We start from the raw sequence: 25,811 nt of genomic DNA, 5'->3' as shown, positions 1-25,811 counted from the left end.
CCCGATCAAATTGTCTGCGTCTGTCCATCGATAGTACCTCCAGTGCCAAGCTAATCCAACCTTAGCAAACTGTTCACTAAATTGGGGCAAGATCAATCCGTCCGCGAACCCGCCAATTTGTACCACACTCCCGACATTCGTCGGGACGGTGTGATCTTCCCTTTTCCCTCTATACTTTGGAGCCGGCAGGATGAAAATATATTCAAAGAGAAGAAAGAATCGCTGAACCGCAGTCCGCGGTGGCGGAATCGCTACAAGGACAATAGAACCCGGCGCCCTCGCCCGTCACTGCACATGTTTTATTCCCCCGCAAAAAATAATCCCCCCGACACTTGACTCTGTCCGCCAATCCCGTATACTCACTCCAACCTTTTAAGGAAATCCGGTGAGATTTCTAAAGGGAATACTGCATGATAAATAATTCTTTCAATGACTCTCGTCCGCCAATTGGCGGCTTCGCATACTATAATCCTATCATTGTTTATAATACATTCCGGAGGTACCCGCTTGCCAACGCAGACGGACATCGTGCTCGATGAAAAAAAGATAAGTCGAGCCCTAACACGCATTGCGCACGAGATTGTCGAGAATAATGGCGGCGCCGAGACAATCGCTATCATTGGCGTAATAACCCGCGGCGCCATATTGGCCAAACGCATCGCGGCCATTATCGAACAGCTCGAAAAAGTCAACGTCCCTGTTGGTCTTATGGATATTGGCCTGTATCGCGATGACATTCACTCCAATCTCGACCAACCGATTATACAGCGCACTGACATTCTATTCTCGGTGCTTAATAAGAATATCATTTTAGTCGATGATGTGCTTTTCACCGGCCGGACAGTCCGCGCGGCTCTTGACCAGATAATCGATTTCGGTCGTCCGCGTTCAATCCAACTGGCAGTGCTTGTGGATCGCGGACACCGCGAATTGCCGATTAAAGCCGACTATGTGGGGGTCAATATCCCTACTTCCCGCACTGACAGGGTCATTCTTGAAGTCACCGAAAGGGAAGGGACTGACCGAGTGTACATCAGCAAGCGTCCGCCGGAATCCGCGCGCCCGTCAGTTGAAAGAACCAACGACAGTGCCGGCAAACGGGCTAAAGGCACGGCGAAGCCCGCTACCGCAAAGAAGGGAGGCAAGAAATGAGCCTGCTTTCATCACGGCATTTGCTTGGACTTGAAAACGTCCCCAAAGAGGATATAACCAAGATTCTTGATGCTTCCGATACCTTTAGCGAGGTTCTTGGCCGGACAATCAAGAAACTCCCGACCCTACGCGGTATCACAGTTGTCAACCTCTTCTATGAAAATTCGACCCGCACTCGCATCTCATTTGAACTGGCCGAAAAGCGTCTCTCTGCTGACACGGTGAACTTCTCGCCCTCTGGGTCATCGGTAAAAAAAGGAGAAAGCCTTCGCGACACGGTGCAAAACATCGAAGCCATGAAAATCGATATGGTCGTCGTGCGGCATCAATCGACCGGGGTACCATACTTTCTGACACAATGTATGCAGGCCAATATTATTAATGCCGGCGATGGAGCGCATGAGCATCCCACCCAAGGTCTTCTCGACATGTATACTATCCGGAAAAAATACGGCCGACTCGACGGACTTCGCGTGGTGCTTGTTGGCGATGTCAAACACTCGCGCGTTATTCGCTCAAATATTTGGGGGCTGAAAACAATGGGAGCATCGGTTGCGCTTTGCGGGCCGAGCACACTTATGCCCTACGAAGTCGAGAAATTTGGCTGTGATGTTTACTCAAATATTGATGAAGCCCTTGATGGCGCCGATGTGGTCAATATCATGCGGATACAGTTGGAACGCCAGCAAGGGGGACTGTTTCCCTCAAATCGCGAGTACACAAATCTTTTTGGGATCACAAAAGAGCGGCTTCGACGCCTCAACAAAGATTACACCATAATGCACCCTGGGCCGATTAATCGCGGCGTGGAAATTACCAGCGAAGTTGCCGATGGCGACAAATCCGTCATATTGGAGCAAGTTACCAACGGGCAGGCTGTGCGGATGGCTGTTCTCTATCTGCTTTCAGGTCGCAAAGAAGAAGGGGAAGAATAATGGCCAGCAAGAAATATGATTTTGTGATAAAAGGGGGACGGGTTATCGATCCGGCTCTGGGTTTTTCAAACGACGCCCATCTCTTTATCAAAGATGGTAAAATAGCCGGAATCGAAAAAAATTCTGTCGCAATACAAAAAATGATAAGCGGACTTGACTATGATCAGATTATAGATGCAACCGGAAAATTAGTGGTGCCGGGACTTATAGACTGCCATGTCCATCTCCGTGAACCGGGTCGGGAGGACGCCGAAACGGTCGAAAGCGGATGCAACGCCGCCGCCGCCGGAGGATTTACTTCGGTTTGCTGTATGCCCAACACAACACCGCGAATTGACAGTCAGGAGACAGTCAAATTTGTGCAAGACAGAGCGAAGAATGCAAATGCCCGGGTCTATGTGGTCGGCGCGATCACCCAAAATATCGAAGGGAAACAGCTTTCCGAAATCGGCGATCTGGTCAAAATGGGCGCGGTTGCGATAACCGATGACGGCCATTATGTCCAGAATCCTGAGATCATGCGCAACGCGATGGAGTATTCCAAAATGTTCAATATCCCGGTTATGCAGCATGCCGAGGATCAGTATCTCTGCGCTGGCGGGGTGATGAATGAATCGTTTGAATCCACACGACTTGGACTCAAAGGCGCGCCCGCTGTAGGGGAGGAGATTGCAGTCCTGCGTGACCTTGCCCTTTGCAGACTCACCGGCGCGAGACTTCATATTCAACATATTTCCACTCGCCGCGCGGTCGATGCTATCAGGCAGGCCAAGCGCGAAGGGATTCTTGTCACAACTGAAGCCTGCCCGCACCATTTTGTTTTGACTGATGAAGAGATAGGAAAAGAGTTCAGCACGAATTTACGTGTCAATCCTCCGCTGCGGACGGCAGACGATGTGGCGGCGGTAATCGAGGGTTTAGTTGATGGCACTATCGATTGCATTGCCTCAGACCATGCCCCGCATTCTGATGAAAGCAAAGACTCCGAGTTTGATCAGGCTCCGGCCGGTATGATCGGACTCGAAACAACAGTGGGGCTTGTGAAAACGTACCTCATTGACAAAGGCTATTTGGACTGGGGAGATGCAATTCAGAAAATGACAATTCATCCCGCGAGGATATTCAATCTTCCCGGCGGAACCCTCTCAATCGGTTCAGAAGCAGACATAACGATTATCGATCCCGATAAGAAATGGACAGTATCGCGCGAGAAATTCCGCTCGCGGTCAAAGAACTCTCCGTTTGTGGGTTATAAGCTCTCAGGGCAGGTTGTAAGAACAATTTTGAACGGCCGGACAGTTTTCGAGTTATAGAAGATAGATACTATGAAAACTTTGCTCGTCCAAAAACATGTCAACACCTCGGACCTAACACCATATTTGGATTTGGCCAAGGCAAGAAAAGTAGAACTTGTTTGCTTCGGAGAGCTGGCCACATCGGGCTGTCTCTACACAACTCGCGAGGTCCCCGATTTCAAAGCAATTCAGGCGCAATTCTCAAAGCATGATTTTCGAGTCATGGCCGGATTCCCGTATCTGTCGACCGATGGTCTTTTTAACTCCTACGGATATTTCCATAAGGATAAGTACCAAATCTACAAAAAGATAAATCTCTTCCCGGGCATGAACGAAACCACAGTTTACTCACCGGGCAAACAAGCAGGGATATTTGAAACAGATTTTGGACGTGTCGGCTCGGCGATCTGCTACGACCTCCGTTTTCCGGACATTTTCGAGAATCTCAAGAAAGAAAAGGTCCCAATTATTTTTCTGCCTGCCGCCTGGCCCAATGTCCGAATACATGATTGGAAGCGGCTCATCGTCGAGCGGGCCCAATCTACTGGCGCAATGATAGTAGCTGTCAATGCAGTGGGGGATGATGGCACAAATGTGTTCGGCGGGTCATCGATGATTGTCGCGGGCGACGGCACGATTCTCGCCCATGCCGATGAAACCAGCGAAACCACGCTGGAATTCAATTTACATATCTAATACGATTGTGTTAGTTCTTTAGCCGCTAAACTCTTTCGGTTTGGCTTTGGTATGTTTGTCCTCCGGCTTGATTGGAATGAATGAGAATTGGCCGTCGTCTTCCAGTATCCCCCACTTGACCTGTGAGATTTCTTCTAATCCCGCTTTCCCCATCTCTCCGTAAAATTCTTCGTTCGAGACCAATTCACTATTCATATTCTTCACACAAAATTTTCCATTGTGTACGAGAACCGTCGGCGTACCGGCCAGGATATTCTCAACCTTTTTAAAACGATGACTCAGGGCTGAGGTAATAAAGACCAGACTGAACAGGGTCCCGGCTCCCATGACGGCATTGGTCATAGAATAATCATCGGCGGCTTAGCGACGGGCTGAATATCTCGGGAATGAGCATAATTGTGACAAGTTCAAATGGCGAGAGCCGGCTTAGTTCGCGCTTGCCAAGTATGCGAAAAGCGACAAACACCACAACATAAACAAAAGCAACGGGTATGACTGCTTCCATATTCTTCTCCTACGGATATACAAAGATTGAAATGTACATTGAAAGAGGCGACGCGCCTTCTGTATGGATGTGTATTGTTCCATCGCATCTGCCATATTTCTTTGCTTCCAGTTCGACAATGACTTTCCGTCTCTCATGGGGCAAAACATCGTTTAACACAATTTCGTATGCTTGTTCAATGTGGGGCATGAACTCAACTTTTGAAAAGCCTGCGATATAGCCGGTATCGAAGACAATCGTAATTTTAGGCAGGGGGTTCGGTGAGATATTTCCCACGTCCATATCTATGAGTTCAACTGTTTTGAATCGGTGCAATGTCGCGTAGCTCATGTAAACTTTGATCCCATCCCCTGTGATCTGCTGGCTCGTCCTTTTTATCCCGAACACACCAAATAACGCCAGCAGCGGAATCGTCAAAATTATCAAAACACCGATTATACGAGACCAAGGAGGGGAGAGGTATCGGCTGATTTTAGGAGGTTTAGGCGGTTGCGAGATCTCTTTCTCGGTCTGAGACATGAAAGCCCTCCTTGGGTTAATGTCGGAAAGCGCAAAGTCACTAGTGAAAAGATGGTAAAACCGAATCCCTCTGCCTTTATGTGCGCAGTCGACTCGTGTGGCCAGCTTATTGAGTTTCCAACTTTTATACAGGAGTAGTATGGAATATATGCCGACAAAATCAATTAATGAGCGTTCTATAGTTCCAAAGTACAAGGTTATGAAGAAAAACGTTGAGTTTTTGGCATTATAGCTATTCTTTAAGCCCGAGTTAACGCGAAGCACAATCCCAAGCGAGTGATGGCGTTAGCAAACAAACAGAAAGATTATTGAGTGTGGCACTAAAAGAAAAATATCCATTTATCGTATCGACCATCGTTCCCGCCATGAATGAGGAAGGGAATATTGATGAGTTTTGCCGTCTCTATGCCGAGATGCTCCTCACAGCGCCCTTTGAGGGAGAACTTGTCTATGTCGATGACGGCTCCACTGACAACACTTTGTGCAAAATTTCCCTAAACGCAAAGAAGTACCCCTTCATAAAATACGCCTCGCACCAGAGAAACCGCGGTTTGACCGAAGCCCTGCAGAGTGGGTTTGCGACAGCGACCGGATCGGTCTATGTCTTTTATCCGGCGGATTTGCAGTACCTTCCCGAAGATATCCCCGCGCTCATCGCTCCCATCGCCGATGGAGCCGACCTGTGCACCGGCTGGAAGCAGGGGAAATACAACAAGAAATTTGTGTCCAAAGTCTACAACTGGTTTTCGCAGAAGATTTTTAATCTCAAAGTTCATGATCTGAATTCGGTGAAGGCCTTCAAACGTGAAGTTGTAGAAAACATCTTTTTGCGCAAGGACTGGCATCGGTACTTGGTGGTGTTGGCGGCCAACGAAGGATATCGAATTGAAGAAGTGAAAGTCCCTCTTTACGAACGCGCATGGGGGAAGACCAAATTCTCTGTGTGGCGTGTGCCGGTCGGTGTGCTCGATATGCTTGCGGTGAAATTTCAGATAACGTTTTTGCGTAAACCGCTTTTGTTCTTTGGGGGCACAGGAGCGCTGGTGCTTTTGCTGGGATTTCTTGTCGGCCTCTACGCAATCTATCATCGCTTTGTGCTCGGTCATGGAGATCGGACGTACTTATATCTGGTGCTCTTATTGATAGGTGTGGGTATGTCACTTTTTCTTCTTGGATTTGTCTCAGAGGGTCAGACCGCGCTTAAAGAGGAGATTGGGGATCTGAGAAAAAAAACCAAAGCCATATTAGATGAGTTAAAGGACAAGTAGTCCAGAGTGTGTGGAATTAAGGCATTGTAGTAAAGCATACCGAGAGATTTAAGGCAACAACTACTGAATAATCCAGAAAAGATATTGTGCAAGTAACAATCCAACCCTTCCGTTCTGAACAAATGGACGAACTGCTCGCATTTCTAAAAAAATGGAGCCCTACCCATCCCGAACTTGGCGAAGGCTCAATCATTCGCTGGCAGAAATGCCATCAGCATATTGCTATGGTCGACAATCGAATTGTCGGCTACATCGCCCAGATACCGCATGAATTCCACTATGGCAAACCGAGCAATCGAAGCGGAGGAGAGCAAATCGGCTGGGGTGTTACATTCGTTGTCGACACGTCCGACAACGAAATCCGCAAGCAGGCCGGGCGGGGATTGCTGACAGTCATCGAGAATTCGCCCCCAATGAAATATACCGGCGTCGGGATGGTGGCCGGGGTTGACCAAGTCTATATCCGTCGCGGCCATGTTATTAGAAAAGACTCGGTCAAAATGTACGGTCGTTTTTTCAAACCGACCCGAGCGCTTAAATATCTTGGAAAGTCGACGAAACTCGCGCCTGCAATCAAACTCGCGAATTTTGTTTTTCCCGCGCAGACAAAAGTCAACGCCGACTCGGTGACGAAATTTGAGGCATTTTTGCCGGAATGGGACACAAAATGGGATGAGCTTCTCTCTGAACGATATGAGTTGTACGGTATCCGCGATGCGGTCTATCTCAATTATAAACTCAGTCAGCCGAACCGCGAATACTTTTGCTACCGATTCGGAATCGATGGCTATCTGATTTTTCGCCGCGCTCGGAATGATTTGAGAGATTTAACGATTGTCAAAGTCTGCGATCTAGTCGGAACCGAAAAAGCCAAAGCCGCGCTTTTGCCGGTCGCGATGCGTTATGCTATCGAACATCGGGTCGATGGGATATTGGCTATTAGTTCGGTTGTCGACGAGCCGCTCTACAAATCGGACGGAATGTTTATCGCTCGGCCATATCCGATTATGATGAGTCCGACGATCAAGGTCAAAATGCATGTTTCGTTTTTTGATTCTGACATGGACAACCTCTGGTAGGACAGCCCATGTCCATTATTCACATAATAGGTGAATGCTCACTGTGACAACACGTCCTGATACTTCGCGCGTAAGTGACACCAAGCCAAACCCGTCCCGGCGATGGCTGTCTTTCGGAATTAAAATCATCCTGACACTGGTGGTCGTTTATTTCGCGGGTCGACAGCTTATTGTAAATTGGGATGATGTCGTGAGTTTCAAGTGGGATATCAATCCACTTTTGCTTATTGGTTCGCTTGTGCTTCATCTACTGAGTTTAGCTTTTTTCTCCTATGTCTGGTGTGTGCTCATGAGCGGATTCGGTTATACTGTGCCGCTCAAATACGGATTCAAGATTGGTTATATCTCCAATTTAGGGCGGTACGTTCCCGGGCGCATCTGGCAGGTGGTGAGTATGGTTTATCTTGCCGAACGGCTCAAAATTGATAGAGCTGTCACTGTGGCATCGTGGGGTATAGCAACGATGTTTGGCATTCCGGCCGCTTTCGTCGTTGGTTTCGGCACACTTTTGCTGTATCCGGATTTGTTATTGCCGGAGATACGCCAAAAACTTGGGTCGAGCCTCTATATCGGCGGAATAGCGACAATGCTGGTCTCGCTGCTCTTTGTGGTTGTGCCAAACAAAACTTTACAATTGTATAACCTTCTGCTGAAACTACTTAAGCGGCCAACAATACAATTTAAGCTTGATAAAGCAGTTGCTCTCAAGGTTTATTTTGGATATTTTGCGTGCTGGATATTATATGGATTTTCGTTCTGGATGTTTGTCGTGTCAATAACAGGGGAGGCCGAGTTGCCGCTTGTGCTCGGTATCGGCGCATTTATCATTGCCTATCAGGCCGGCTATTTTGCGATATTTTCTCCCGGCGGTATCGGCACACGCGAGTTGGTTTTGACTGGCGCGCTTATGCCTTTCCTTGGCCCGGTTGCGGCGGGGATAGCCTTCGCCGCGCGAATATGGAACCTCATTGCTGAGGTTATTGCCACAATAATCGCCTTCCGAATCCGTTTCGAGAACGGCCAGGGCAAGTCATGACGGTCAAAAAGAAACCCACACAGACAACAGCCCGTCCGCATCGGGTAAACAGAAATGAAATTGAGTCATGGAAATGGCTTGCTCCTCTCCTGTTCGCCGCATTTGCGGTTGGCCTCGTTATTCTCTTTCGGGACTTCTTTTTTTCATCGACAAATATGATAATCGGTTCGGATTTTCTGCAGGCCGGATTTTTTGTTAAGCAATTTATCGCCGAACATATCGGCTTCTTCTCGGTCAATGACCAATGGAATCCGTATGTCTTTGGCGGCATGCCATATATTGAATCCTTCTTCAGCGATATTCTCTATCCGCCGTCTATCATATTCAGGAATCTGGGGGATCTGTGGCGGATGTTAAGCTATAATCTGGTGCTTCACATATTTCTGGCCGGAGTCTGGATGTATCTCTGCGCGAGGGAATTCAAACTGGGAAAGCTGCCGTCGTTGTTTGCGGCCTCTTGTTACATGTTTGCGCCGTATCTGGTATCTTTAGTTGCGCCATACCATGATGGCAAAATTTTCGTGACATCACTCTTTCCGCTCGTTATTTTGTTTCTCGAACGCGGCTTCGAAAGCCACAGCGGTGTGAAACAGCTTTTTAACTTCTCAATGTTTGGCTTCATAATCGGGCTGACACTGCTTGCCCCGCATATCCAGATGACCTATTTTGCGCTTTTGGCATCGCTCTTCTTCACAGTTTTCAAACTTATTAATATGTTGCGGGACAAGCGGCCGGTTGCTTCGCTTGTCGCGCCGGGCACACTGGCAGCGTTCGGGGTCGTGATAGGTCTGGGTCTGTCGGCCATACAAATATATCCCGGTGTTACCTACACGACAGAATTTTCGCCGCGCGCCGACACCAAGAAAGGCTGGGACTGGGCGACGTCTTGGTCTATGCATGAGGAAGAGGCGTTTTCACTGATAATTCCTGAGTTTCCCGGTGTTTCAACCCAGGCCGCGCAGACATATTATTGGGGCAAAAATGCCTTCAAAGATAACTCTGAGTCGGCTGGAATAATTGCATTCTTTCTTGCTCTAATCGGACTTTTATTCTCGCGCCGAAGGAATGCATATTTCTTTGGCGGTCTCGCGCTATTCGCATTCTTGTATGGCCTTGGCGCAACCACGCCGATATTTCGGCTTTTCTTCTGGCTCATACCGGGTGTTGAGTCGCTTCGCGCGCCGTCAATGATAATGTTCGTCTTTTCGTTCTGCGCGGCAATGCTTGGGGCTATGGGCTTGCAGGCAATAATTGAACGGAAACGTGACGATCCCAGATTTAGCGGCAAGTTCAAATATCTGCTCTGGGGGATGCCTGCACTATTGCTTTTCCTCGCGCTTGCATTTTCTGCATCCGGTCGAGGCATGATTGATCTTTGGACATCCCTTTTTTACAGCGAGGCCGCATCGCAGGCTGTTCAGCAAGGCGTTACGAAGCTGGATGTCGCGTATGCCAATCTTCCTGCCATAAGGTCAGGCGCGTGGTTTGCCTTTCTTTTCACTGCCTTGGCCTCATTGGTGATCTGGCTTTATAGGAGCGAAAAGGTCAATGCGTCGTTCTTTCTTGTCTTGATTGCATTGCCGATGTTTGACGGCATCCGATTTAACAGCCGGTTTGTGGAGACTGTAGAGCCATCGCAATACACCACCGTTACATCGGTCACGACCTATCTTCAGCAAAACGCGGGACAAAACCGGGTGCTTGATATTCGCACGCCGCGCTCGCCCCAGGAAGCAGTCCTGCCTCAATGGAATGTGCAGATTGTCGGAGGGTATCATGGAAACCAGCTTCGCTGGTACGATGACCTTCTCGGTGGAGTCGGAATGCCGAATATCGGCGAGCCGCGATTGCTCAATTTAACCGGTGTGAAATATCTGATTATGCCTGCCGGACAAAGTTTGCCTCCAAATTATTTTGGGAGTCAGCCGGTTGTTCCGGTAGCGACACTCGGAACGGATCAGATTTTTAGAAACGATAACGCCATTCCTCGGGTGTTTACCGCATCGCGGTATCAGGTTCTGCCTGAGCGCTCACAGATTACACCACTGGTGTTAAAAGATACGACAGATCTTCGCCGCCTTGTTTATCTCGAAGAAGAGCCAGCTTTGGCTGTTTCAGGAGAGTCATCCCCTACAGATTCGGCTTGGTTTGTTTCGTATGGCTTTGATACCGTTCAGGTGGGTGTTCACGCTGAGAACAACACGCTCGTTGTGTTGACCGATAACTGGTTCGATGCCTGGCATGCCACAGTCGGTGGTCAGCCTGCGAAAATACTCCGCGCCGACGGGGCATTCCGAGCGGTGGCCGTTCCAGCGGGAAACCACGAGATTCTTTTCTCGTATCATTCGTCCCGTTACACAAAAGGGAAAATGGCCACAATGCTGACCTCTATATATCTGGTTATTATAGCTGGTGGGTATTTTGTGTATTGCCGACGCAAGCCAAAGCACACTATAACAGAGACAGAAACTGCCAATCCATGATCCACACTCACCGTGCTCTCATTATTTTTCCGACTTATAACGAAAAAGACAATATTGAAAAGATTGTCCATGCCGTCCTGCCGATGGATCCACGAATTCATGTTCTTATTGTCGACGATAACTCGCCCGATGGAACCGGCCAGATCGCCGACAAACTCGCCTCGCAGATGAGTACGGTCAATGTGCTTCACCGCACAAAAAAAGAAGGACTTGGCCGGGCATACATCGCTGGCTTCAAATGGGCTATGGAGCGCAAATTTGATTATATCTTTGAGATGGATGCCGATTTCTCGCATGGTCCGGAGTATATCCGCGATTTTTTGCGGGAGATACAGAACTACGATGTCGTTTTAGGTTCTCGCTATATTTCCGGAGTGAATGTTATCAACTGGCCGATGTCGAGATTGCTCTTGTCATATTTTGCAAATATGTACACCCGGGTAATCACCGGGCTTCCGCTTCGCGACGCGACCGGCGGGTTCAAATGTTTCCGCCGACAGGTGCTTGAAACGATTGAACTGGATAAGGTTCATGCATCGGGGTATATGTTCCAAATTGAGATGTCCATGCGGGCGTGGAAAAAAGGCTTCACTCTAAAAGAGATTCCAATTGTTTTTGTCGACCGAGTGGCCGGTTCATCAAAGATGTCAAAAAAGATAATGCGTGAAGCGATCTGGATGGTCTGGATGCTAAGGCTCAAGTCGATGTTTGGAAAGCTGAGTTGATACTGATTGGATGGGAACCAGGTTACACTTTCTGTTATCATTGTCACGCACAATTCACTCCCTCTGCTTGTTGACTGCCTCAATGCGTTGGACAGAGCGCTCCTTTCGATTCCTTCCCAAATTATAATTGTCGATAACAATTCACATGACGCAAGTGTTGCGGCTGTCAAGAATCGTTCAGATGAATATCTTATAGTCGAAAACGAAAAAAACAGAGGATTTGCATCGGCCTGTAATCAAGGCGCCGAATTGGCTGAAGGAGAATACCTGCTTTTTCTCAATCCCGATGTCACTCTCGAAGGGAGTGCGATAACAAAGATGCTGGAGGTCTATGCCCAGGAAAGCAAAGTCGGTCTTGTTGTGCCGCGTCTGAGATTTCCCGATGATACGTTTCAGGCAAACTGCCGTAATTTTCCACAAATTTCGAATCTCCTTTTTTCACGCGGCTCGTTTCTCTCCGCGCTTTTTCGCAAGCAAAGGAAAAATGCGTTTGCATCCTACACGCTTCCCGACTATGACGCGACGACCGCCGTTACGGCTGTCGCCGGAACGGTTTTGCTTATCACCAAAGAGCTCTTTACAAAAATGAATGGATTCGACAGCCGCTTTTTTCTCTACATGGAAGACACCGATTTGTCTTACCGCGTCCATCTGCATGGAAATGAGAATTATTTTGTGCCCGATGCCGGAGCGGTACATCATTGGGGAAGCGGAAGCACGACTTCCACCTTAGTCAGGAAGTTTCATCATCATTATTCGTTCTGGCAGTACTTTCTCAAACATGCTCCAAACGGGTTTTCACTCCTTGTTCTGCCGTTTATGCTAATTGGAAATCTGTGTGTGACAGCGCTCGCCGCGGATAAACGGGGCCGTTGAGTCGTCAATGACATTTGAACTTCCGCTAATAACCTTTCTCGTTGGATGCCTGTTGGGATTTGTACTTATACCTCTCCTTATCAGATTGGGACATCGCTGGAAACTGCTCGATATTCCTGGTCGGCACAAAAGACACCAGTTGCCGACACCTATTCTCGGTGGCGTCGGACTATTTGTAGCGCTTTGGATTAGTGTGTTGGCGGCGAGTTTTTTATATCCTGATATGGTCAACATTCCATCAGGCTCACTCTGGTCAATTCTCCTGGGTTCGGTTGTCATTTTTTTGGTCGGGCTTATCGATGACTTCAGACCTCTGCCGGCATGGGTTAAGTTGGTTGCGCAGACGCTTGTTGCGGGTATTTTGATTTTTGGGGGATTCTCGATTGACCCTGTGTCCATTCCATTTGTGGGGAGTGTGCACAGCGGCCTCTTTGCTCCAATGATTACGATTATCTGGGTTGTGGCGCTGACTAATGCGGTGAATCTACTTGATGGACTTGACGGACTCGCGGCCGGTGTGTCCCTTATCGGGGCTGTAACAATGATAATTATTGGCGTCCTCTACCAAGTCGGCTCGACTGTGACAATTGCCGCCGCCCTTTCAGGCTACTTAATAGTTTTCTTGCGCTATAACCGCTATCCGGCGCGCATATTTCTGGGGGACTCGGGGTCGATGCAAATTGGCTACTATTTCGCGGTTATTTCTCTCTTGGTGCCGCTCAAGTCATATACCGCCGCCGCCCTCTATATGCCATTGCTGGCCTTGGGTGTACCGCTGTTGGAAACGGTCTCATCGATAATTCGTCGTCTGGCAAGCGGCAAAAACCCGATGCAGGCCGATAGGCGGCATATTTTTCACTATCTTGCGCTGGCAGGATTGGGGCCGCGACGCATTGTGGCCATCTTTTATTTAATGTCCTTTATTTTCAGCCTTTTTACCCTCGCCATGTACTTCTTTGACCGCATCTGGGTCTTCAGCCTGCTCCTGCTTTTTATGGTTGTTATTCTGTCCCTATTTTTTATCTTTATGAACAGCCGCGACAGAACTAAACCTGTTGGGCGGCAAAAAGTAAGAAAGGGATAAGGCAGGACACATTTCTGCTTTTGAGTCAATACTATGAGCGAGGGACCGTATCTTGATTTTGAGCGACCGATAGCGGAGCTTCAGAAAAAAATCTCGGATATGCGAGATTTCTCAGCGGGCGAGAGTATTGAACTCGGAGGCGAAATTGCCTCGCTTGAAAAGAAGCTCGACCGTCTCCGTGTCGAGATTTACACCAACCTCAGCCGTTGGCAGAGAGTCCAGATAGCCCGGCATCCCAAGCGTCCATATACATTAGATTACATCGAACAGATCACGACTGAATTTGTCGAGATTCACGGCGACCGTTCCTATGGGGATGACAAAGCTATGGTCGGCGGATTTGCTCGAATTGATGGCGAGCCGGTGATGATAATCGGGCAGCAAAAAGGACGTGACACAAAGCAGAAGCTCTACCGCAATTTCGGTATGGCACATCCCGAGGGGTATCGCAAGGCCAGACGTCTTTTCTACCTTGCCGAGAAATTTGCCCTGCCAATTGTCGTGCTCATCGATACGCCGGGGGCTTTCCCCGGTATTGCCGCAGAAGAGCGGGGACAGGCTGAAGCTATAGCAAAAAACATTCAGATAATGTTTGAACTGAAGACTCCGATCGTTGTCGTCATAATCGGCGAAGGGGCGTCCGGCGGGGCGCTTGGAATTGGGATAGGAGATCGGGTACTTGTGATGGAATATGCCTGGTATTCGGTTATCTCGCCCGAAGGATGCGCGGCCATTCTTTGGAAAGACGCCACGCGTGCGTCGGAGGCCGCCGAGGCGCTCAAACCGACATCGGAGGACTTGGTCAAGCTTGGAATCGTAGACCGTGTCGTGCCGGAGCCAACAAGCGGAGCGCATAATGACCCAGTCGAGGCCGCGCGACTTCTTAAAGCTGATATTATTAAATGCCTGAATGAACTTAAAGGAATGCCGCTCGATATATTGTTGTCAGAGCGGATGCAGAAATACCGGAAAATGGGCGAGTTCAGCGTCTCCTGAAGAAGATAATGATAAGTATTCTTTGGAAACCTCAGTCTGCTGGATTAGGTTTATCGAATATGTCGAAACTTATGAATAGGTTAGGTAAATGAAACTGTCAAAATTCTGTGATGAGAGCTTGGTCTCATTTTCGCTAAACGCCAAGAATAAGAAAGAGGCAATCGAGGAGATGGTCGATTTGGCCGCCGGATCTTCGATGATTAAAGACCGCAACGAATTGCTGACTGATGTCAAAGAGCGCGAGGAATTGGTGACGACTGGTGTCGGCTATGGGGTGGCTTTTCCCCATGCAAAAACCGGCGCGGCGAAAGGGATCGTGATTGCTTTTGGGCGAAGCCAGAAGGGGATAGATTTTGACGCAATGGATCATAAACCAGTACATCTAATCTTTCTCATCGGCGCTCCGGAAGATGCAATTGGCGCGCATTTGAATGTCATGGCGCGGTTGTCGTATTTGATGAAATCGGAGGAGAACAGAGCCAAACTCATGAAAGTCACTTCGCCCGGTGATGTCCTCGCCTTAATGGACAATATTGACTGAAGTCAAATCGGATATGATCCGATACTGATATAATGAATTGGGTTTCAAATCTCTTCTCGCGCTACCTGCGTAATTTACACTTTATTACTATAGCGGCATTGTGCACGACGCTCATTCTCAATCTGGGCGGAGTGAATGCAACGGTTACTAAAGTTCCGATGAGCATATTGTACTTCCCGTTCTTCAAAGTTAAAGTTGCCGTCCTGGAACTGCATGAGGTGGCTAAAGACAATAGCAGTCTCCGACAATCGCTTGTGGAGGCCTCGATCAGGTTATCCATGATGGAGGAGTCCAATCGCGAGAATGACAGGCTCAAACGCATCCTCGGTTTTGAAGCCCCTTCGGGATACCGAATTTTGCCGGCGAAAGTCATCTCGACAACAGGTGGCCGGCTCCCGAATTCAGCCGTTATAAACCGTGGTACAAAAGACGGTGTGGCGATCGACTTGCCGGTCATCAACGAAGAAGGGCTTGTCGGCAGAATAAGTTCAGTCGGCCCCGATGTGGCGACGGTTCAGCTGTTGACTGATCCCGTCAATCGGGTCGCCGTGCGGGTTGCCGATACAAGAGAAATGGGTATTGTGAAATACGATCGTTCGGATAATTTGATGTTGGACAATTATTCAGTTCAGTCTCCACTCTCCGAAGGGGATTTGATTATCTCATCGGGTCTTGGCGGTATTTTCCCGCCCGGGTTGGCTGTGGGCCGGGTTCTGAATATCGACCGCCCCGAAAATGAAATGTTTGCGCGAATTGTCTTGAAGCCAGCGGTTAATTTCAACCGGCTCGAGGAACTCTTTGTCCTGAGGCCGCAATTGTAATGAGAATCGTTCCATTCATTCTCTATCTGCTCTTGATCGCTTTTTACCAAGTCGTTCTGTACAATCCCACAGCTATTCATGGAATTACAATGAACATCGCCGGGCTGACAGTTCTTTTTGTTGCACTCTATAAGCCCGAATTGACCGCGACGTGGTTCGGCTTTTTTGCAGGTATAGTCCTTGCATCGGGGGAGCCGGGTCAGATCGGCTGGCAGGCGGCGTCGCCGGCAGGACTTGGTTTGGTTGCCTTTCATGTCCGTGAAAAACTTAACCTTGATTCGTTGCTTGCCAAAGTGCTCCTGGTTTTCATTGGAATCGTTATACATAATTTTCTCAGTTGGATCATTGATCCATCCCTCAGGCAATTCGCTCTTTTTCTCCCTTTTGTTCTCGGCGGGGCGTTGTATACTACTGTAATCAGCATCTTTTTCTTCTTTATTCGCGATGGATTGATAACTCGAAGAAAGATTCAACAGCTTTTTTAGTACAAGCATAATATGGAATCGAGCAAAGTCTCCCTCGCAGTTCGTGAACAGTTCGGCCTTGTCGTTATCGGAGCGATCTTTCTCCTGCTGACAATCGGCCTTATAAAACTTCAAGTCATTGATCATGACGAACTCGCAGAAAAATCAGAAAACAATCGGATTCGCGTCGTTCCGATTATCCCCCAGCGGGGATTGATTATTGATCGTGAAGGGAGAGTCATGGCCGGTAATCGGCCCTCCTATACGCTTTCGGTTATTCCGGCTGAAGAGGAGAAGGGGCAAACAGTTCCGAATTTGGCCAAGTTAATTAACTCAGACACTTCGAAAGTCCGGGCGCGGATACGTCGCAACACAGTCAGCTATTACCAGCCAGCACCCGTTAAACGCGATCTTGCATTCGAGGCAGTGGCCGTTCTCGAAGAGCAAAGCGGAAAATTTCCAGGGGTCAGTTATCAGATGGACAGGGTGCGGCAGTATATCCCCGGCGCGAGTGTTGAATCGTTTGCGGGCTATGTCGATGAGGTCTCTGAGGAAGAGTTGAAAAAGGTCGACCCGGATCTCTATCGAATGGGCACTATGATTGGCAAGCGAGGTATAGAGCGGGAGTATGATCAGGCTCTGAGGGGAAATGAAGGTACGGCCTTTATAGAAATCAAAGCTTCCGGTCAGCTACTTGGAACATACTCCGGACGAGAAAAAGTCAATTCCAGACCAGGGGCGGATTTGACCCTTTCTATTGATCTCGATCTCCAGCGCGCTTGTGTGGAGGTACTTACCCAGTTCTGCTGCGGCGCCATTGTCGCAATTGACCCGCGTTCAGGTGAGGTTCTCGCGCTCGCTTCATATCCGAGTTACGATGCCAATATCTTTTCGTCGGTTGTTCCCGATTCGCTCTGGCGATCCATGCAAGCCGATTCGAGCCATCCGCTTTTAAACAGACCCATGACCGGGCTGTATCCCCCGGGCTCTACGACTAAGTTGATTACTGTCGGAGCCGGAATTGACGCTGGTTTTATTACACCATCCACAACTTTTCGCGGCTGCTCTGGAGGAATGCAATTTGGCAATCGCTATTTCCGTTGTTGGGAGGAACGTGGGCACGGTGTGCTCCTGCCGGCAAATGCCATTGAGCATTCATGCGATGTCTACATGTATCAACTCGGAATGAAAATTGGTCCGCAGATACTTGCCGAATACTTTCAGAAGTGCGGATTTGGTGTCCCCACCGGAGTCGACCTTCCGGGGGAGGCCTCGGGAAACGTCCCTACGATTGACTATTACAATAAACGGTATGGCGAGAAAAAGTGGACACGCACACTAGTTCTCAACACTTCAATCGGCCAAGGCGAAATTTTGGTGACGCCCTTTCAACTCACGCAGTTCTTTTGTGGAGTGGCAAACAACGGGACCGTATATCGCCCGCATGTGGTCAAACAAATAACAGACCCCACCACAGGGAAGACCGAGACGGTTAAACCGGAGATTTCATTCAAACTACCCTTTACGCCAACGACACTTGGACTGCTTAAAGAGTCAATTCGTCTCGTCGTCGAAGGCTCGGGGGGTACTGCAAGAGGGCTCAAGAATAAATACTACAGTATCGGCGGTAAAACCGGCACAGCGCAAAACCCGCATGGCAATGAACACTCGCTTTTTGTTGGTGTCGCGCCGCTTGAGGCTCCGGAAATCGTCGTGTGCGCTATTGTAGAGAACGCCGGTCATGGTTCTGAGATTGCTGCGCCTGCGGCAGCGAAAATCATTCAGAAATATATGTATAAAAAACTTGGAATCGTCGATACGCTCCAGCTCTCACTGAGGGATAGTCTCTGATGCTGGATTACAAACTACTCGATTGGAAACTGATCGCCTGCGCTTTCGCGCTTTCGGCTATTGGTATTCTTGTCATAATGTCTGCCGAGTATCATTCGCCGCACGCCTACGAACGAACTTTCTATATGAGACAGATGGTCTGGCTTATTGTGGCGATTGTTGTCTTTCTGACGGTGATACATCTCCCGCCACGGCTTTTTGATATGGGAGCCTATTTCACCTACGCCATCGCTTTACTATTGCTTATCCTTGTGTTTTCGGTGGGAACATCTCGGCTGGGCGCGCAGCGGTGGTTTGACCTTGGACCGGTCAGTATCACGCCGTCGGACATAGCTAAAATTGCTGTACTCTTGACGCTCGCCAGATTTTTTGCATATACCAAATTTCCACTTGTTTCAAAACGGCGATTTGCCATTTCCGCACTCATTGCCGGCATCCCGATGGCGCTTATAATGAAACAGCCGGATCTGGGGACATCGCTTGTGCTTATTGTGATGCTTTTCGCGCTCTGGTTTTGGTCGGGATTATCGCCTTGGTATTTGTTTCTCATTGTCTCACCGCTTGTGTCATTACTCTCGGCCTCGCATTGGCTGTCATGGGTGATATACTTTGCCGTTCTTATTGGGCTTCTGGCGCTCTTTAAGCCCGGCTTTTTGTTCGGGCTGGTTGTTATAATTTTCAATTTAGCTTTTGGCACATTTACGCCGTTCATCTGGAATACATTGAAAGATTATCAGAAGCTCAGGATACTGACATTTTTGGATCCCGGGCGCGACCCGCGTGGAGCGGGGTATCAGATTATCCAGTCAAAGATCGCTATTGGTTCGGGTGGGCTGACAGGCAAAGGGTACCTTGAAGGTTCGCAGTCGCGATTGGATTTCTTGCCTGAGCGGCACACAGACTTTATTTTTTCAATTATAGGAGAAGAGTTTGGATTTGTTGGCGGCATGGTCATACTGCTTTTGTTTGGAATAATCTTCTATCGCGCCATACGCACCGCGGTCAAATGCCGCTCCCCATTTCTCTCGTATATTGTTGTCGGCGCCGCATCAATTTTGCTCTTTCAGGTATTGGTGAATATCGGGATGACGCTTGGGATGATGCCGGTAACCGGTCTGCCACTGCCGTTTGTCAGCTACGGTGGCACAAGTCTTGTGCTGGTATGGACGCTTGTCGGACTGATAGTTCTGGCAGGCTATCATTGGCAGGAGTATTAGCGTATGCCGCGTTTCATACTGCTAATTGTCATTTCAGCTTCTATGGCATTTTCGTTGCCTTCTCAAGCTCAGGAATTTAACCTCGATTCCCTTCTTTTAAAGTCTGTCGGTGGTCAAAACGCGCTCGAACGATTGAAGCGCGTCTCGAGCTATTCGGCCAATGGCACAGCTCTTAGTAGTGGGCAACCGGCGACATTTTCGTTTTGCTTTTCAGCGCCGGACAAATTTTTTCTTGAAATCTCACTCGGCGCGCTGACATTCGCCCAAGGATATGACGGCAAAATAGCATGGCAGAAAGATCACAACGGCTCGATTACTGAGTTGAGCGGTTTCGAGCGAAGGGTTCTCTTAGAGCAAGTCTACTTTCAGTCGTACTCGTATCTTTTTCAAGACAGGCTCAAAGGCGGCCGTGAGTATCGCGGGAGAACTACACGAGACGGAAAAAGCTATCACGAAGTCGCATTATATCCCTTCAATAATGATACGGTGATTGTTCTCTTCGATATCGCGACGGGACTTCCGCATCTGCTCGAGAGCGATTTCGACAATATAAAGAGTGTGACCTATTCGGAAGATTTCCGCGAAGTAGAAAAGGTGATTATTCCTTTCGTCTCTCGAACGGTGACAATTGACACACCAATCGAATCCGAGTTCACAATTACAAAAGTGGATCTCAACGCCGTCTGCGCTGATTCTCTCTTTTCAATGATAGGCGGTGCGCTCGGTGATTACCGATTCCCTGAAGGTGTCGACAAGCTGATTGTGCCCTTTGAATATAAAGGGGGACATCTTTATGTGAGCGCCACTGTCAACGGCAACAAGAAAATGAAATTCATCCTCGACTCAGGCTCCTCGGCAAACATTATCAACAAAGCCGCTGCCGATATGCTTAAACTTCCTGTTGTCGGTACAGTGCAAGCGAGAGGGATCGGAGGGTTTGCCGAAGTTCAGTTGGTGGAGACCGATTCGATACAATTGGACGGTTTGACACTGCTCGGCCAAGTTGCCGGCAGTTTGGATTTATCTGATATAGGCCAGAGTAGCGACGGAGACAATGTCTACGGCGGGATTTTGGGGTATGATTTTATGTCGCGCTTTCCGCTTCTTATTGACTACGCGGCCTCGACTGTCACTATTTACAATCCGGCGACTTACGCTCCGCCAGACAGCGGAGTGCTTGTCCCGTTTAGAATGGTTTCGAATGTCCCCACAATTAGAGCGGAAATCGAAGGTATCGCGGGGGACTTTATCGTGGATATCGGGAATGCCTTCGGACTAATTATTCATGAGGATTTCGCGCAAAAGACAAAATTATATGATTCTCTGCAGGATGTGAAAACGACCCGCTCGACCATAAGTGGAATTGGCGGCGAAGCCGGGAGCAAAACTGCATTTGCATCGCATTTCCAGTTTGGGAGTATTGCCTTAGACTCTTTGCGAGTTATTCTTACCGAGAAGGGCGCGGGGATAACTGGTTCAAATGAACTTGCCGGAAATATCGGCAACCTCATTTTGAAACAGTTCAAGGTTTTATTCGATTATGAACATCAGTCTCTTATTTTTCTCAGACCGTAGTTGTTCTTGATGAATCTTGAAGCGCGGGGTGGCGGGGAATGGCACGGCGGATGGGCTGATATTCCATGTTGTGTCGGGCGCCCTCGCCCGACACGTCAAAACAGTCAGGCGAGGGCGCCTAACTGCACTGCGAAGACAATCACATTATCGTTTGCTTAGAAGGGAAAAAGAAAATACTAGGTACTCCGCCCGTGGCGGACCGGTACGACATTTACAAGCGCTCACGGTTCCGTCAGGGATCGCTCATTGCTTGGAGGAGAACAAAACCCACCCTTTGGGTGGGGTACAAAGGTGCGGGGCAGTCCGCCGCGGCGGACCGCACGAATAAGGATATCTGATTTCCTCCGCCACCGGCGGACGCGAAATAACTCACCGGCAGAATTTGTATCGTTTTTTCTTTCGCAAAGGGGTAAAATAGTGCATACTACTGCCGATGGCGGCCCGCAACCTGACACCAGAAGATGAGAGGAGGAAGATGTCTCCAACGTTTTCCTGTACATTGACTTATAGGCTCACTTTAATGCCATTAATTTTGGGCTGTTTTCTTTTTTTTATACTGTGTGGCGCGCCAGCGCTTTTCGCACAGGACTCTGATAGAGCCTTCATCGCGCATTTCAATACCCAGCATCAGATGGGGGCACGGCTCGGCGGATGGAGGAACCTTGGTGATACACCTCTGCGCGAGCGGAACCAAGGCTCATCTTCTATACTTTCTGACTTCAAAAGCGGCAGCTTTTACCTCGAAGGTTATTACTCTCACCGTTTCAGCCGACTCTTCGCTGGCGAGCTTTCAATTGGTATAGTGAATCGCGGGGATGTCACGGTCAACAATACATTCAATGAAAGTTTCTATGGCTCGCTGGTCATATATCCAATACTAATTAAAGCGAAAGTATATCCCTTCGCAGCAAGTCTGTTTAGATTCCAACCATACTTCACAATCGGGGGCGGCTTCTTTCATGGGCGACATGATATCCAGCTTGCCCGATCGGATTTTTATTATTCGGATTTTAATGAAGATACCGAGACGAAGTTAGGCTACAGCCTCGGGGGTGGCATCGATTACCCTCTTGCCCGGCCTATTGGTCTTGAGTTGACATTTTCTTATATGCCGTTTACTTTTTCTAAACCGCTTGTGTTTGTGCAAGATTATAGCGGGCTTTCGATAATGATAGGCGTGAAATATCTATATACGCCCACAAAGAAGAATGATAGCGCTGTGCCTTCGAGAAGGAGATTCTGAAAATGAAAGTTGGGATAAATGGATTTGGCCGAATTGGGAGGTTGGTCTTCAAAGCCTCGCGTGATACGGCCATTGACGTCGTTGGAATAAATGATATCACCGATGCCGCGACCCTTGCGCACCTATTAAAATATGATTCCGTTCATGGCCGTTACCCGGGGGAAATCCGTGTCGAAGGAAATTCCATAGTCATAAACGGTAAATCGATTCCGGTGTCGGCAGAGAAAGACCCGGCCAACCTGCCGTGGAGCAAACTTGGCGCCGATATTATTCTCGAATGTACCGGCAAGTTTACCGACAAAGCTGGAGCTTCAAAACATATTAACGGCGGGGCCAAAAAAGTTCTTATCTCCGCGCCGGCCAAAGGACACGACGGGACATTTATCCTCGGCGTCAATTCCCAAGACTATGACAAGAACAAGCATCATGTCGTTTCAATTGGCTCATGCACAACCAATTGCCTTGCGCCGCTCTCCAAGGTCATCATGGATAATTTTGGGATTGTCAAAGGCTTCATGACCACAATCCATTCCTTCACCGCTGATCAGAGACTTCAGGATGCCCCTCATTCTGACTTGCGCCGCGCCCGTGCGGCCTCGATGTCGATGATCCCAACAACAACCGGGGCAGCAAAAGCCATAGCAGAAGTAATTCCGGCTCTCAAAGGAAAAATGGACGGAGTGGCAATCCGTGTTCCGACACCTGATGCATCGCTGGTTGACCTTGGTGTCATCATGGAGTGCGAAGCCACAGTCGAGCAGATCAATGCCGCATTCAAAAAGGCGGCGACAAGTGGCCCTCTCTCGAAAACACTGCAGTATTGCGAAGAGCCAATCGTTTCAATTGATGTTGTCGGCAATCCTCACGGCGCAGTATTTGATTCCGGCATGACCGCCGTTCAGGGAAACTACGCGAAAGTGTTCGGCTGGTATGACAATGAATGGGGTTTTTCATGCCGCATGGTGGATATGATGCTGATGATGTAATGACGATAACGGTACGGATATGAATAAATTAACTGTAGATAATGTAAACTTCAAAGGAAGCAAAGTTCTGGTGCGAGTGGACTTCAATGTTCCGCTCGACACTAATATGCGAATAACCGATGATCGCCGTATTCGCGAAGCTTTGCCGACAGTAAAGAAAATCTTGAATGAGGGAGGACGGGCAATTCTGTGCTCGCACTTGGGACGTCCCAAAAAAATCTTCACACCTGACTGTTCACTAAAACCGGTGGCTGTGCGGCTTTCTGAATTACTCGGGCAAAAAGTTCTCTTTGCCAATGACTGCATCGGCCCCGAAGCCTCGAATTTGGTTTCAACAATGCATGACGGCGATTGCCTGTTCTTAGAGAATCTCCGTTTCCATGCCGGTGAGGAAGCCAATGACCCTGAGTTTGCAAGAAAACTTGCCTCGCTTGCTAATATGTATGTCAACGATGCTTTCGGTTCGGCTCATCGCGCTCATGCCTCGACTGTCGGTGTGACTGCCTATTTTAATCAGGCAATCGCGGGATATTTGATGCAGAAGGAACTGGCTTATTTTGGTCAGGCTCTCGACGAACCAAAGCGACCCTTTGCTGCGATACTTGGTGGCGCAAAAATATCAGGGAAGATCGATGTTATTACCAATCTGCTGAACAAAGTGGATATTTTAATTATCGGCGGAGGAATGGTATTCACCTTCGCCAAGGCTATGGGATATGCTATCGGCGATTCGCTTCTCGAAGCGGACAAGGTCGAATTGGCTCGTGAGATTATGAGCAAAGTGAACAATTCAAGAGCCAAGTTGTACTTTCCGGTCGATGCGGTTGTTGCATCCGAAATATCGGCCACTGCTCAAACGCAAGTTGTGCCAATAGACAAAATTCCAAATGGCTGCAAGGGATTAGATATTGGTCCGGGCTCAGTCAACCTTTTTTCCGATGTACTCTCACCGGCAAAAACTATTGTGTGGAATGGTCCGATGGGTGTTTTTGAGTATCCGCCCTTTGCAAATGGCACATTCGCCATCGCCCGATTGCTCGCCGATTTGACCGCATGCGGCGCAATTACGATTGTCGGAGGCGGAGATTCAGCGTCCGCTGTCGCACAAGCTGGACTCGATGGTAAGCTTACCCATATTTCGACCGGCGGCGGAGCCTCACTTGAATTTCTCGAAGGTAAAGAGCTTCCCGGTGTAGCGGCCTTGACAGAATTGCCTCAAGTTACAGCGGTCTAATATTTCTCACCATGCGAACAAGAATAATCGCCGGAAATTGGAAGATGAATGGCACAATCCGAGAGACCGACGAACTGATTGCCGGTTTGAAACCGCTTTTGCCTGCAAATATGACTTCGCAGGTTATTTTGTGCCCACCTTTCACTTCACTTTTGACGGCTTCGCAACTTGTTGCAGGAAGCCCAATTGGACTCGGGGCGCAAAATATGTCCGAGCATGAAAAGGGAGCATTTACCGGCGAAGTCTCAGCTGAGATGCTATTGACAGTCGGGGCAACTTTTGTTATTTTAGGCCACTCGGAAAGGCGGCAATTTTACGCTGAAACTGATAAAGGCGTGAATGTGAAGGCCAAACGGGCGCTTGAGAACGGTCTGACACCGATTATTTGTGTCGGAGAGACGCTTGGAGAGCATGAACGGAACGAAACCGAGGCGGTTGTTGGCCGACAGATCGACGGAGTCTATGCCGGATTTTCAGCCGATGATCTTGAGAAGACGATAATTGCTTATGAGCCAGTCTGGGCGATTGGAACTGGTAAGACAGCGACTCCGGAACAGGCGCAGGCAGTACATCGTTTTATTCGAACCCGGATTAGGAAGTGGTCTGAGGAGACCGCTGAGAGAATATCGATTTTGTATGGCGGGTCGGTGAAAGCTGACAACGCCCGCGCTTTGATGAGTCAACGGGACATCGACGGCGCTCTTGTAGGAGGCGCGTCATTGGTAGTAAAAGAATTTATCGCCATCATTATGGCGAATGAAAGTGTGGAGGTATAAATTTGTTTGGTGCATGGGTAATATTTCACATCCTAGTGTCGATTGCTTTGATTCTTGTGGTTTTGATGCAATCGTCAAAGGGAGAAGGACTGGCCGGCTCGTTATTTGGCGGCGGTATCGGCGGAGCGGTTTTTGGCGGACGAGGCGCGGCGTCTTTTCTAACCAAAGCAACCACATATCTTGCCGTTCTCTTCATGATTAACTGCGGCGCGCTGGCATTTATGTCATCCTCGCGCGATCAAACGATGACCGACCCGTCATCAGTCACAACATCTCCCGTGACGGAACAGGCACAACGGGAACGTGAACAGCAGGCCGCATCACAACAGGCCGCGCAACAGCAGAGAATTGCTGATTCGATCTCGCGAATTCAGGTGATTCCGGGCGAAGGCACACAGCAGCCGATTGATACGACGGTCGGAGGTTCGACAACCCCGTAACCGGGATGTGTCCT

General features: G+C 48.8%; 25 protein-coding genes and 1 pseudogene. 23 read left to right on the top strand and 3 right to left on the bottom strand.

What is annotated here, in order from left to right:
- Window positions 1–525: 525 nt before the first annotated feature.
- The 4 genes and pseudogenes from pyrR to SGI97_01435 all read left to right on the top strand — a co-directional run bounded on the left by pyrR (window position 526) and on the right by SGI97_01435 (window position 4,078).
- Window positions 526–1,044: pseudogene (pyrR, locus tag SGI97_01450) on the top strand (bifunctional pyr operon transcriptional regulator/uracil phosphoribosyltransferase PyrR).
- A gap of 104 nt (window positions 1,045–1,148) precedes the next feature.
- Window positions 1,149–2,087, top strand: a complete 939-nt coding sequence (locus tag SGI97_01445; protein ID MDZ4722569.1) for an aspartate carbamoyltransferase catalytic subunit — start codon at window positions 1,149–1,151, stop codon at window positions 2,085–2,087.
- A complete protein-coding gene (locus SGI97_01440) occupies window positions 2,087–3,400 on the top strand; it encodes a dihydroorotase (protein ID MDZ4722568.1) in 1,314 nt (437 codons plus the stop codon). The genes SGI97_01445 and SGI97_01440 overlap by 1 nt, the downstream gene beginning before the upstream one ends.
- A 12-nt stretch (window positions 3,401–3,412) precedes the next feature.
- On the top strand, window positions 3,413–4,078 hold the full coding sequence (locus tag SGI97_01435) for a nitrilase-related carbon-nitrogen hydrolase (GenBank protein ID MDZ4722567.1): 666 nt from the start codon (window positions 3,413–3,415) through the stop codon (window positions 4,076–4,078).
- Between the two features lie 18 nt (window positions 4,079–4,096).
- Here SGI97_01435 and SGI97_01430 read toward each other — a convergent pair whose 3' ends face one another.
- The 3 genes from SGI97_01430 to SGI97_01420 are packed head-to-tail and all read right to left on the bottom strand — an operon-like array spanning window position 4,097 to window position 5,102.
- Window positions 4,097–4,420 (bottom strand): DUF421 domain-containing protein, encoded by a 324-nt coding sequence (locus SGI97_01430; protein MDZ4722566.1) that lies wholly within the window; start codon window positions 4,418–4,420, stop codon window positions 4,097–4,099.
- Window positions 4,421–4,427: 7 nt separating this feature from the next.
- Entirely contained in the window at window positions 4,428–4,583 is a 156-nt protein-coding gene (locus SGI97_01425; GenBank protein MDZ4722565.1) for a hypothetical protein, read from the bottom strand.
- A 9-nt stretch (window positions 4,584–4,592) separates the two neighbouring features.
- Window positions 4,593–5,102, bottom strand: coding sequence for a hypothetical protein (locus tag SGI97_01420; protein ID MDZ4722564.1), 510 nt, complete (start codon window positions 5,100–5,102; stop codon window positions 4,593–4,595).
- Between the two features lie 314 nt (window positions 5,103–5,416).
- Between SGI97_01420 and SGI97_01415 the strand changes: the two genes are divergently transcribed.
- The 19 genes from SGI97_01415 (at window position 5,417) to secG (ending at window position 25,797) form a co-directional block, all read left to right on the top strand.
- The gene (locus SGI97_01415; protein MDZ4722563.1) at window positions 5,417–6,370 is read left to right on the top strand and encodes a glycosyltransferase family 2 protein; all 954 of its coding nucleotides are present in this window, start codon (window positions 5,417–5,419) and stop codon (window positions 6,368–6,370) included.
- A gap of 86 nt (window positions 6,371–6,456) precedes the next feature.
- The gene (locus tag SGI97_01410) at window positions 6,457–7,449 is read left to right on the top strand and encodes a hypothetical protein (protein MDZ4722562.1); all 993 of its coding nucleotides are present in this window, start codon (window positions 6,457–6,459) and stop codon (window positions 7,447–7,449) included.
- 43 nt (window positions 7,450–7,492) lie between these two features.
- The gene (locus tag SGI97_01405) at window positions 7,493–8,485 is read left to right on the top strand and encodes a lysylphosphatidylglycerol synthase transmembrane domain-containing protein (protein MDZ4722561.1); all 993 of its coding nucleotides are present in this window, start codon (window positions 7,493–7,495) and stop codon (window positions 8,483–8,485) included.
- Window positions 8,482–10,968 carry a hypothetical protein gene (locus SGI97_01400; protein MDZ4722560.1) on the top strand — a complete coding sequence of 829 codons (2,487 nt, stop codon included), beginning with the start codon at window positions 8,482–8,484 and terminating at the stop codon, window positions 10,966–10,968. The genes SGI97_01405 and SGI97_01400 overlap by 4 nt, the downstream gene beginning before the upstream one ends.
- Window positions 10,965–11,693: a polyprenol monophosphomannose synthase gene (locus tag SGI97_01395; protein MDZ4722559.1), complete on the top strand. Its 729-nt coding sequence runs from the start codon at window positions 10,965–10,967 to the stop codon at window positions 11,691–11,693. The genes SGI97_01400 and SGI97_01395 overlap by 4 nt, the downstream gene beginning before the upstream one ends.
- Window positions 11,694–11,699: 6 nt before the next feature.
- On the top strand, window positions 11,700–12,569 hold the full coding sequence (locus SGI97_01390; GenBank protein ID MDZ4722558.1) for a glycosyltransferase family 2 protein: 870 nt from the start codon (window positions 11,700–11,702) through the stop codon (window positions 12,567–12,569).
- 7 nt (window positions 12,570–12,576) lie between these two features.
- Window positions 12,577–13,653 carry an MraY family glycosyltransferase gene (locus SGI97_01385; protein ID MDZ4722557.1) on the top strand — a complete coding sequence of 359 codons (1,077 nt, stop codon included), beginning with the start codon at window positions 12,577–12,579 and terminating at the stop codon, window positions 13,651–13,653.
- 33 nt (window positions 13,654–13,686) lie between these two features.
- The gene (locus SGI97_01380; GenBank protein ID MDZ4722556.1) at window positions 13,687–14,649 is read left to right on the top strand and encodes an acetyl-CoA carboxylase carboxyltransferase subunit alpha; all 963 of its coding nucleotides are present in this window, start codon (window positions 13,687–13,689) and stop codon (window positions 14,647–14,649) included.
- Between the two features lie 88 nt (window positions 14,650–14,737).
- Window positions 14,738–15,190: a PTS sugar transporter subunit IIA gene (locus tag SGI97_01375; GenBank protein MDZ4722555.1), complete on the top strand. Its 453-nt coding sequence runs from the start codon at window positions 14,738–14,740 to the stop codon at window positions 15,188–15,190.
- 32 nt (window positions 15,191–15,222) lie between these two features.
- Window positions 15,223–16,011: a rod shape-determining protein MreC gene (gene mreC, locus SGI97_01370; protein ID MDZ4722554.1), complete on the top strand. Its 789-nt coding sequence runs from the start codon at window positions 15,223–15,225 to the stop codon at window positions 16,009–16,011.
- On the top strand, window positions 16,011–16,496 hold the full coding sequence (locus tag SGI97_01365; GenBank protein ID MDZ4722553.1) for a hypothetical protein: 486 nt from the start codon (window positions 16,011–16,013) through the stop codon (window positions 16,494–16,496). The genes mreC and SGI97_01365 overlap by 1 nt, the downstream gene beginning before the upstream one ends.
- A gap of 12 nt (window positions 16,497–16,508) precedes the next feature.
- Window positions 16,509–18,326, top strand: a complete 1,818-nt coding sequence (mrdA, locus tag SGI97_01360; protein MDZ4722552.1) for a penicillin-binding protein 2 — start codon at window positions 16,509–16,511, stop codon at window positions 18,324–18,326.
- Complete coding sequence (gene rodA / locus SGI97_01355; protein ID MDZ4722551.1) at window positions 18,326–19,543, top strand: rod shape-determining protein RodA; 1,218 nt, start codon at window positions 18,326–18,328, stop codon at window positions 19,541–19,543. The genes mrdA and rodA overlap by 1 nt, the downstream gene beginning before the upstream one ends.
- Before the next feature lie 3 nt (window positions 19,544–19,546).
- A complete protein-coding gene (locus tag SGI97_01350) occupies window positions 19,547–21,118 on the top strand; it encodes an aspartyl protease family protein (GenBank protein ID MDZ4722550.1) in 1,572 nt (523 codons plus the stop codon).
- A 520-nt stretch (window positions 21,119–21,638) separates the two neighbouring features.
- Window positions 21,639–22,361 (top strand): hypothetical protein, encoded by a 723-nt coding sequence (locus SGI97_01345; GenBank protein MDZ4722549.1) that lies wholly within the window; start codon window positions 21,639–21,641, stop codon window positions 22,359–22,361.
- A 2-nt stretch (window positions 22,362–22,363) separates the two neighbouring features.
- Window positions 22,364–23,347: a type I glyceraldehyde-3-phosphate dehydrogenase gene (gap, locus tag SGI97_01340; GenBank protein ID MDZ4722548.1), complete on the top strand. Its 984-nt coding sequence runs from the start codon at window positions 22,364–22,366 to the stop codon at window positions 23,345–23,347.
- Between the two features lie 19 nt (window positions 23,348–23,366).
- Window positions 23,367–24,581 carry a phosphoglycerate kinase gene (locus SGI97_01335; protein ID MDZ4722547.1) on the top strand — a complete coding sequence of 405 codons (1,215 nt, stop codon included), beginning with the start codon at window positions 23,367–23,369 and terminating at the stop codon, window positions 24,579–24,581.
- 11 nt (window positions 24,582–24,592) lie between these two features.
- Window positions 24,593–25,357, top strand: a complete 765-nt coding sequence (gene tpiA, locus SGI97_01330; protein ID MDZ4722546.1) for a triose-phosphate isomerase — start codon at window positions 24,593–24,595, stop codon at window positions 25,355–25,357.
- A 2-nt stretch (window positions 25,358–25,359) separates the two neighbouring features.
- Complete coding sequence (gene secG / locus SGI97_01325; protein MDZ4722545.1) at window positions 25,360–25,797, top strand: preprotein translocase subunit SecG; 438 nt, start codon at window positions 25,360–25,362, stop codon at window positions 25,795–25,797.
- The last annotated feature ends 14 nt before the right edge of the window (window positions 25,798–25,811 follow it).

It is taken from the genome of Candidatus Zixiibacteriota bacterium (genome assembly GCA_034439475.1).
Lineage (GTDB): Bacteria > Zixibacteria > MSB-5A5 > GN15 > FEB-12 > JAWXAN01.
Note: the sequence above shows the minus strand (reverse complement) of the source record. Positions and strands in the feature narration are given on the sequence as shown.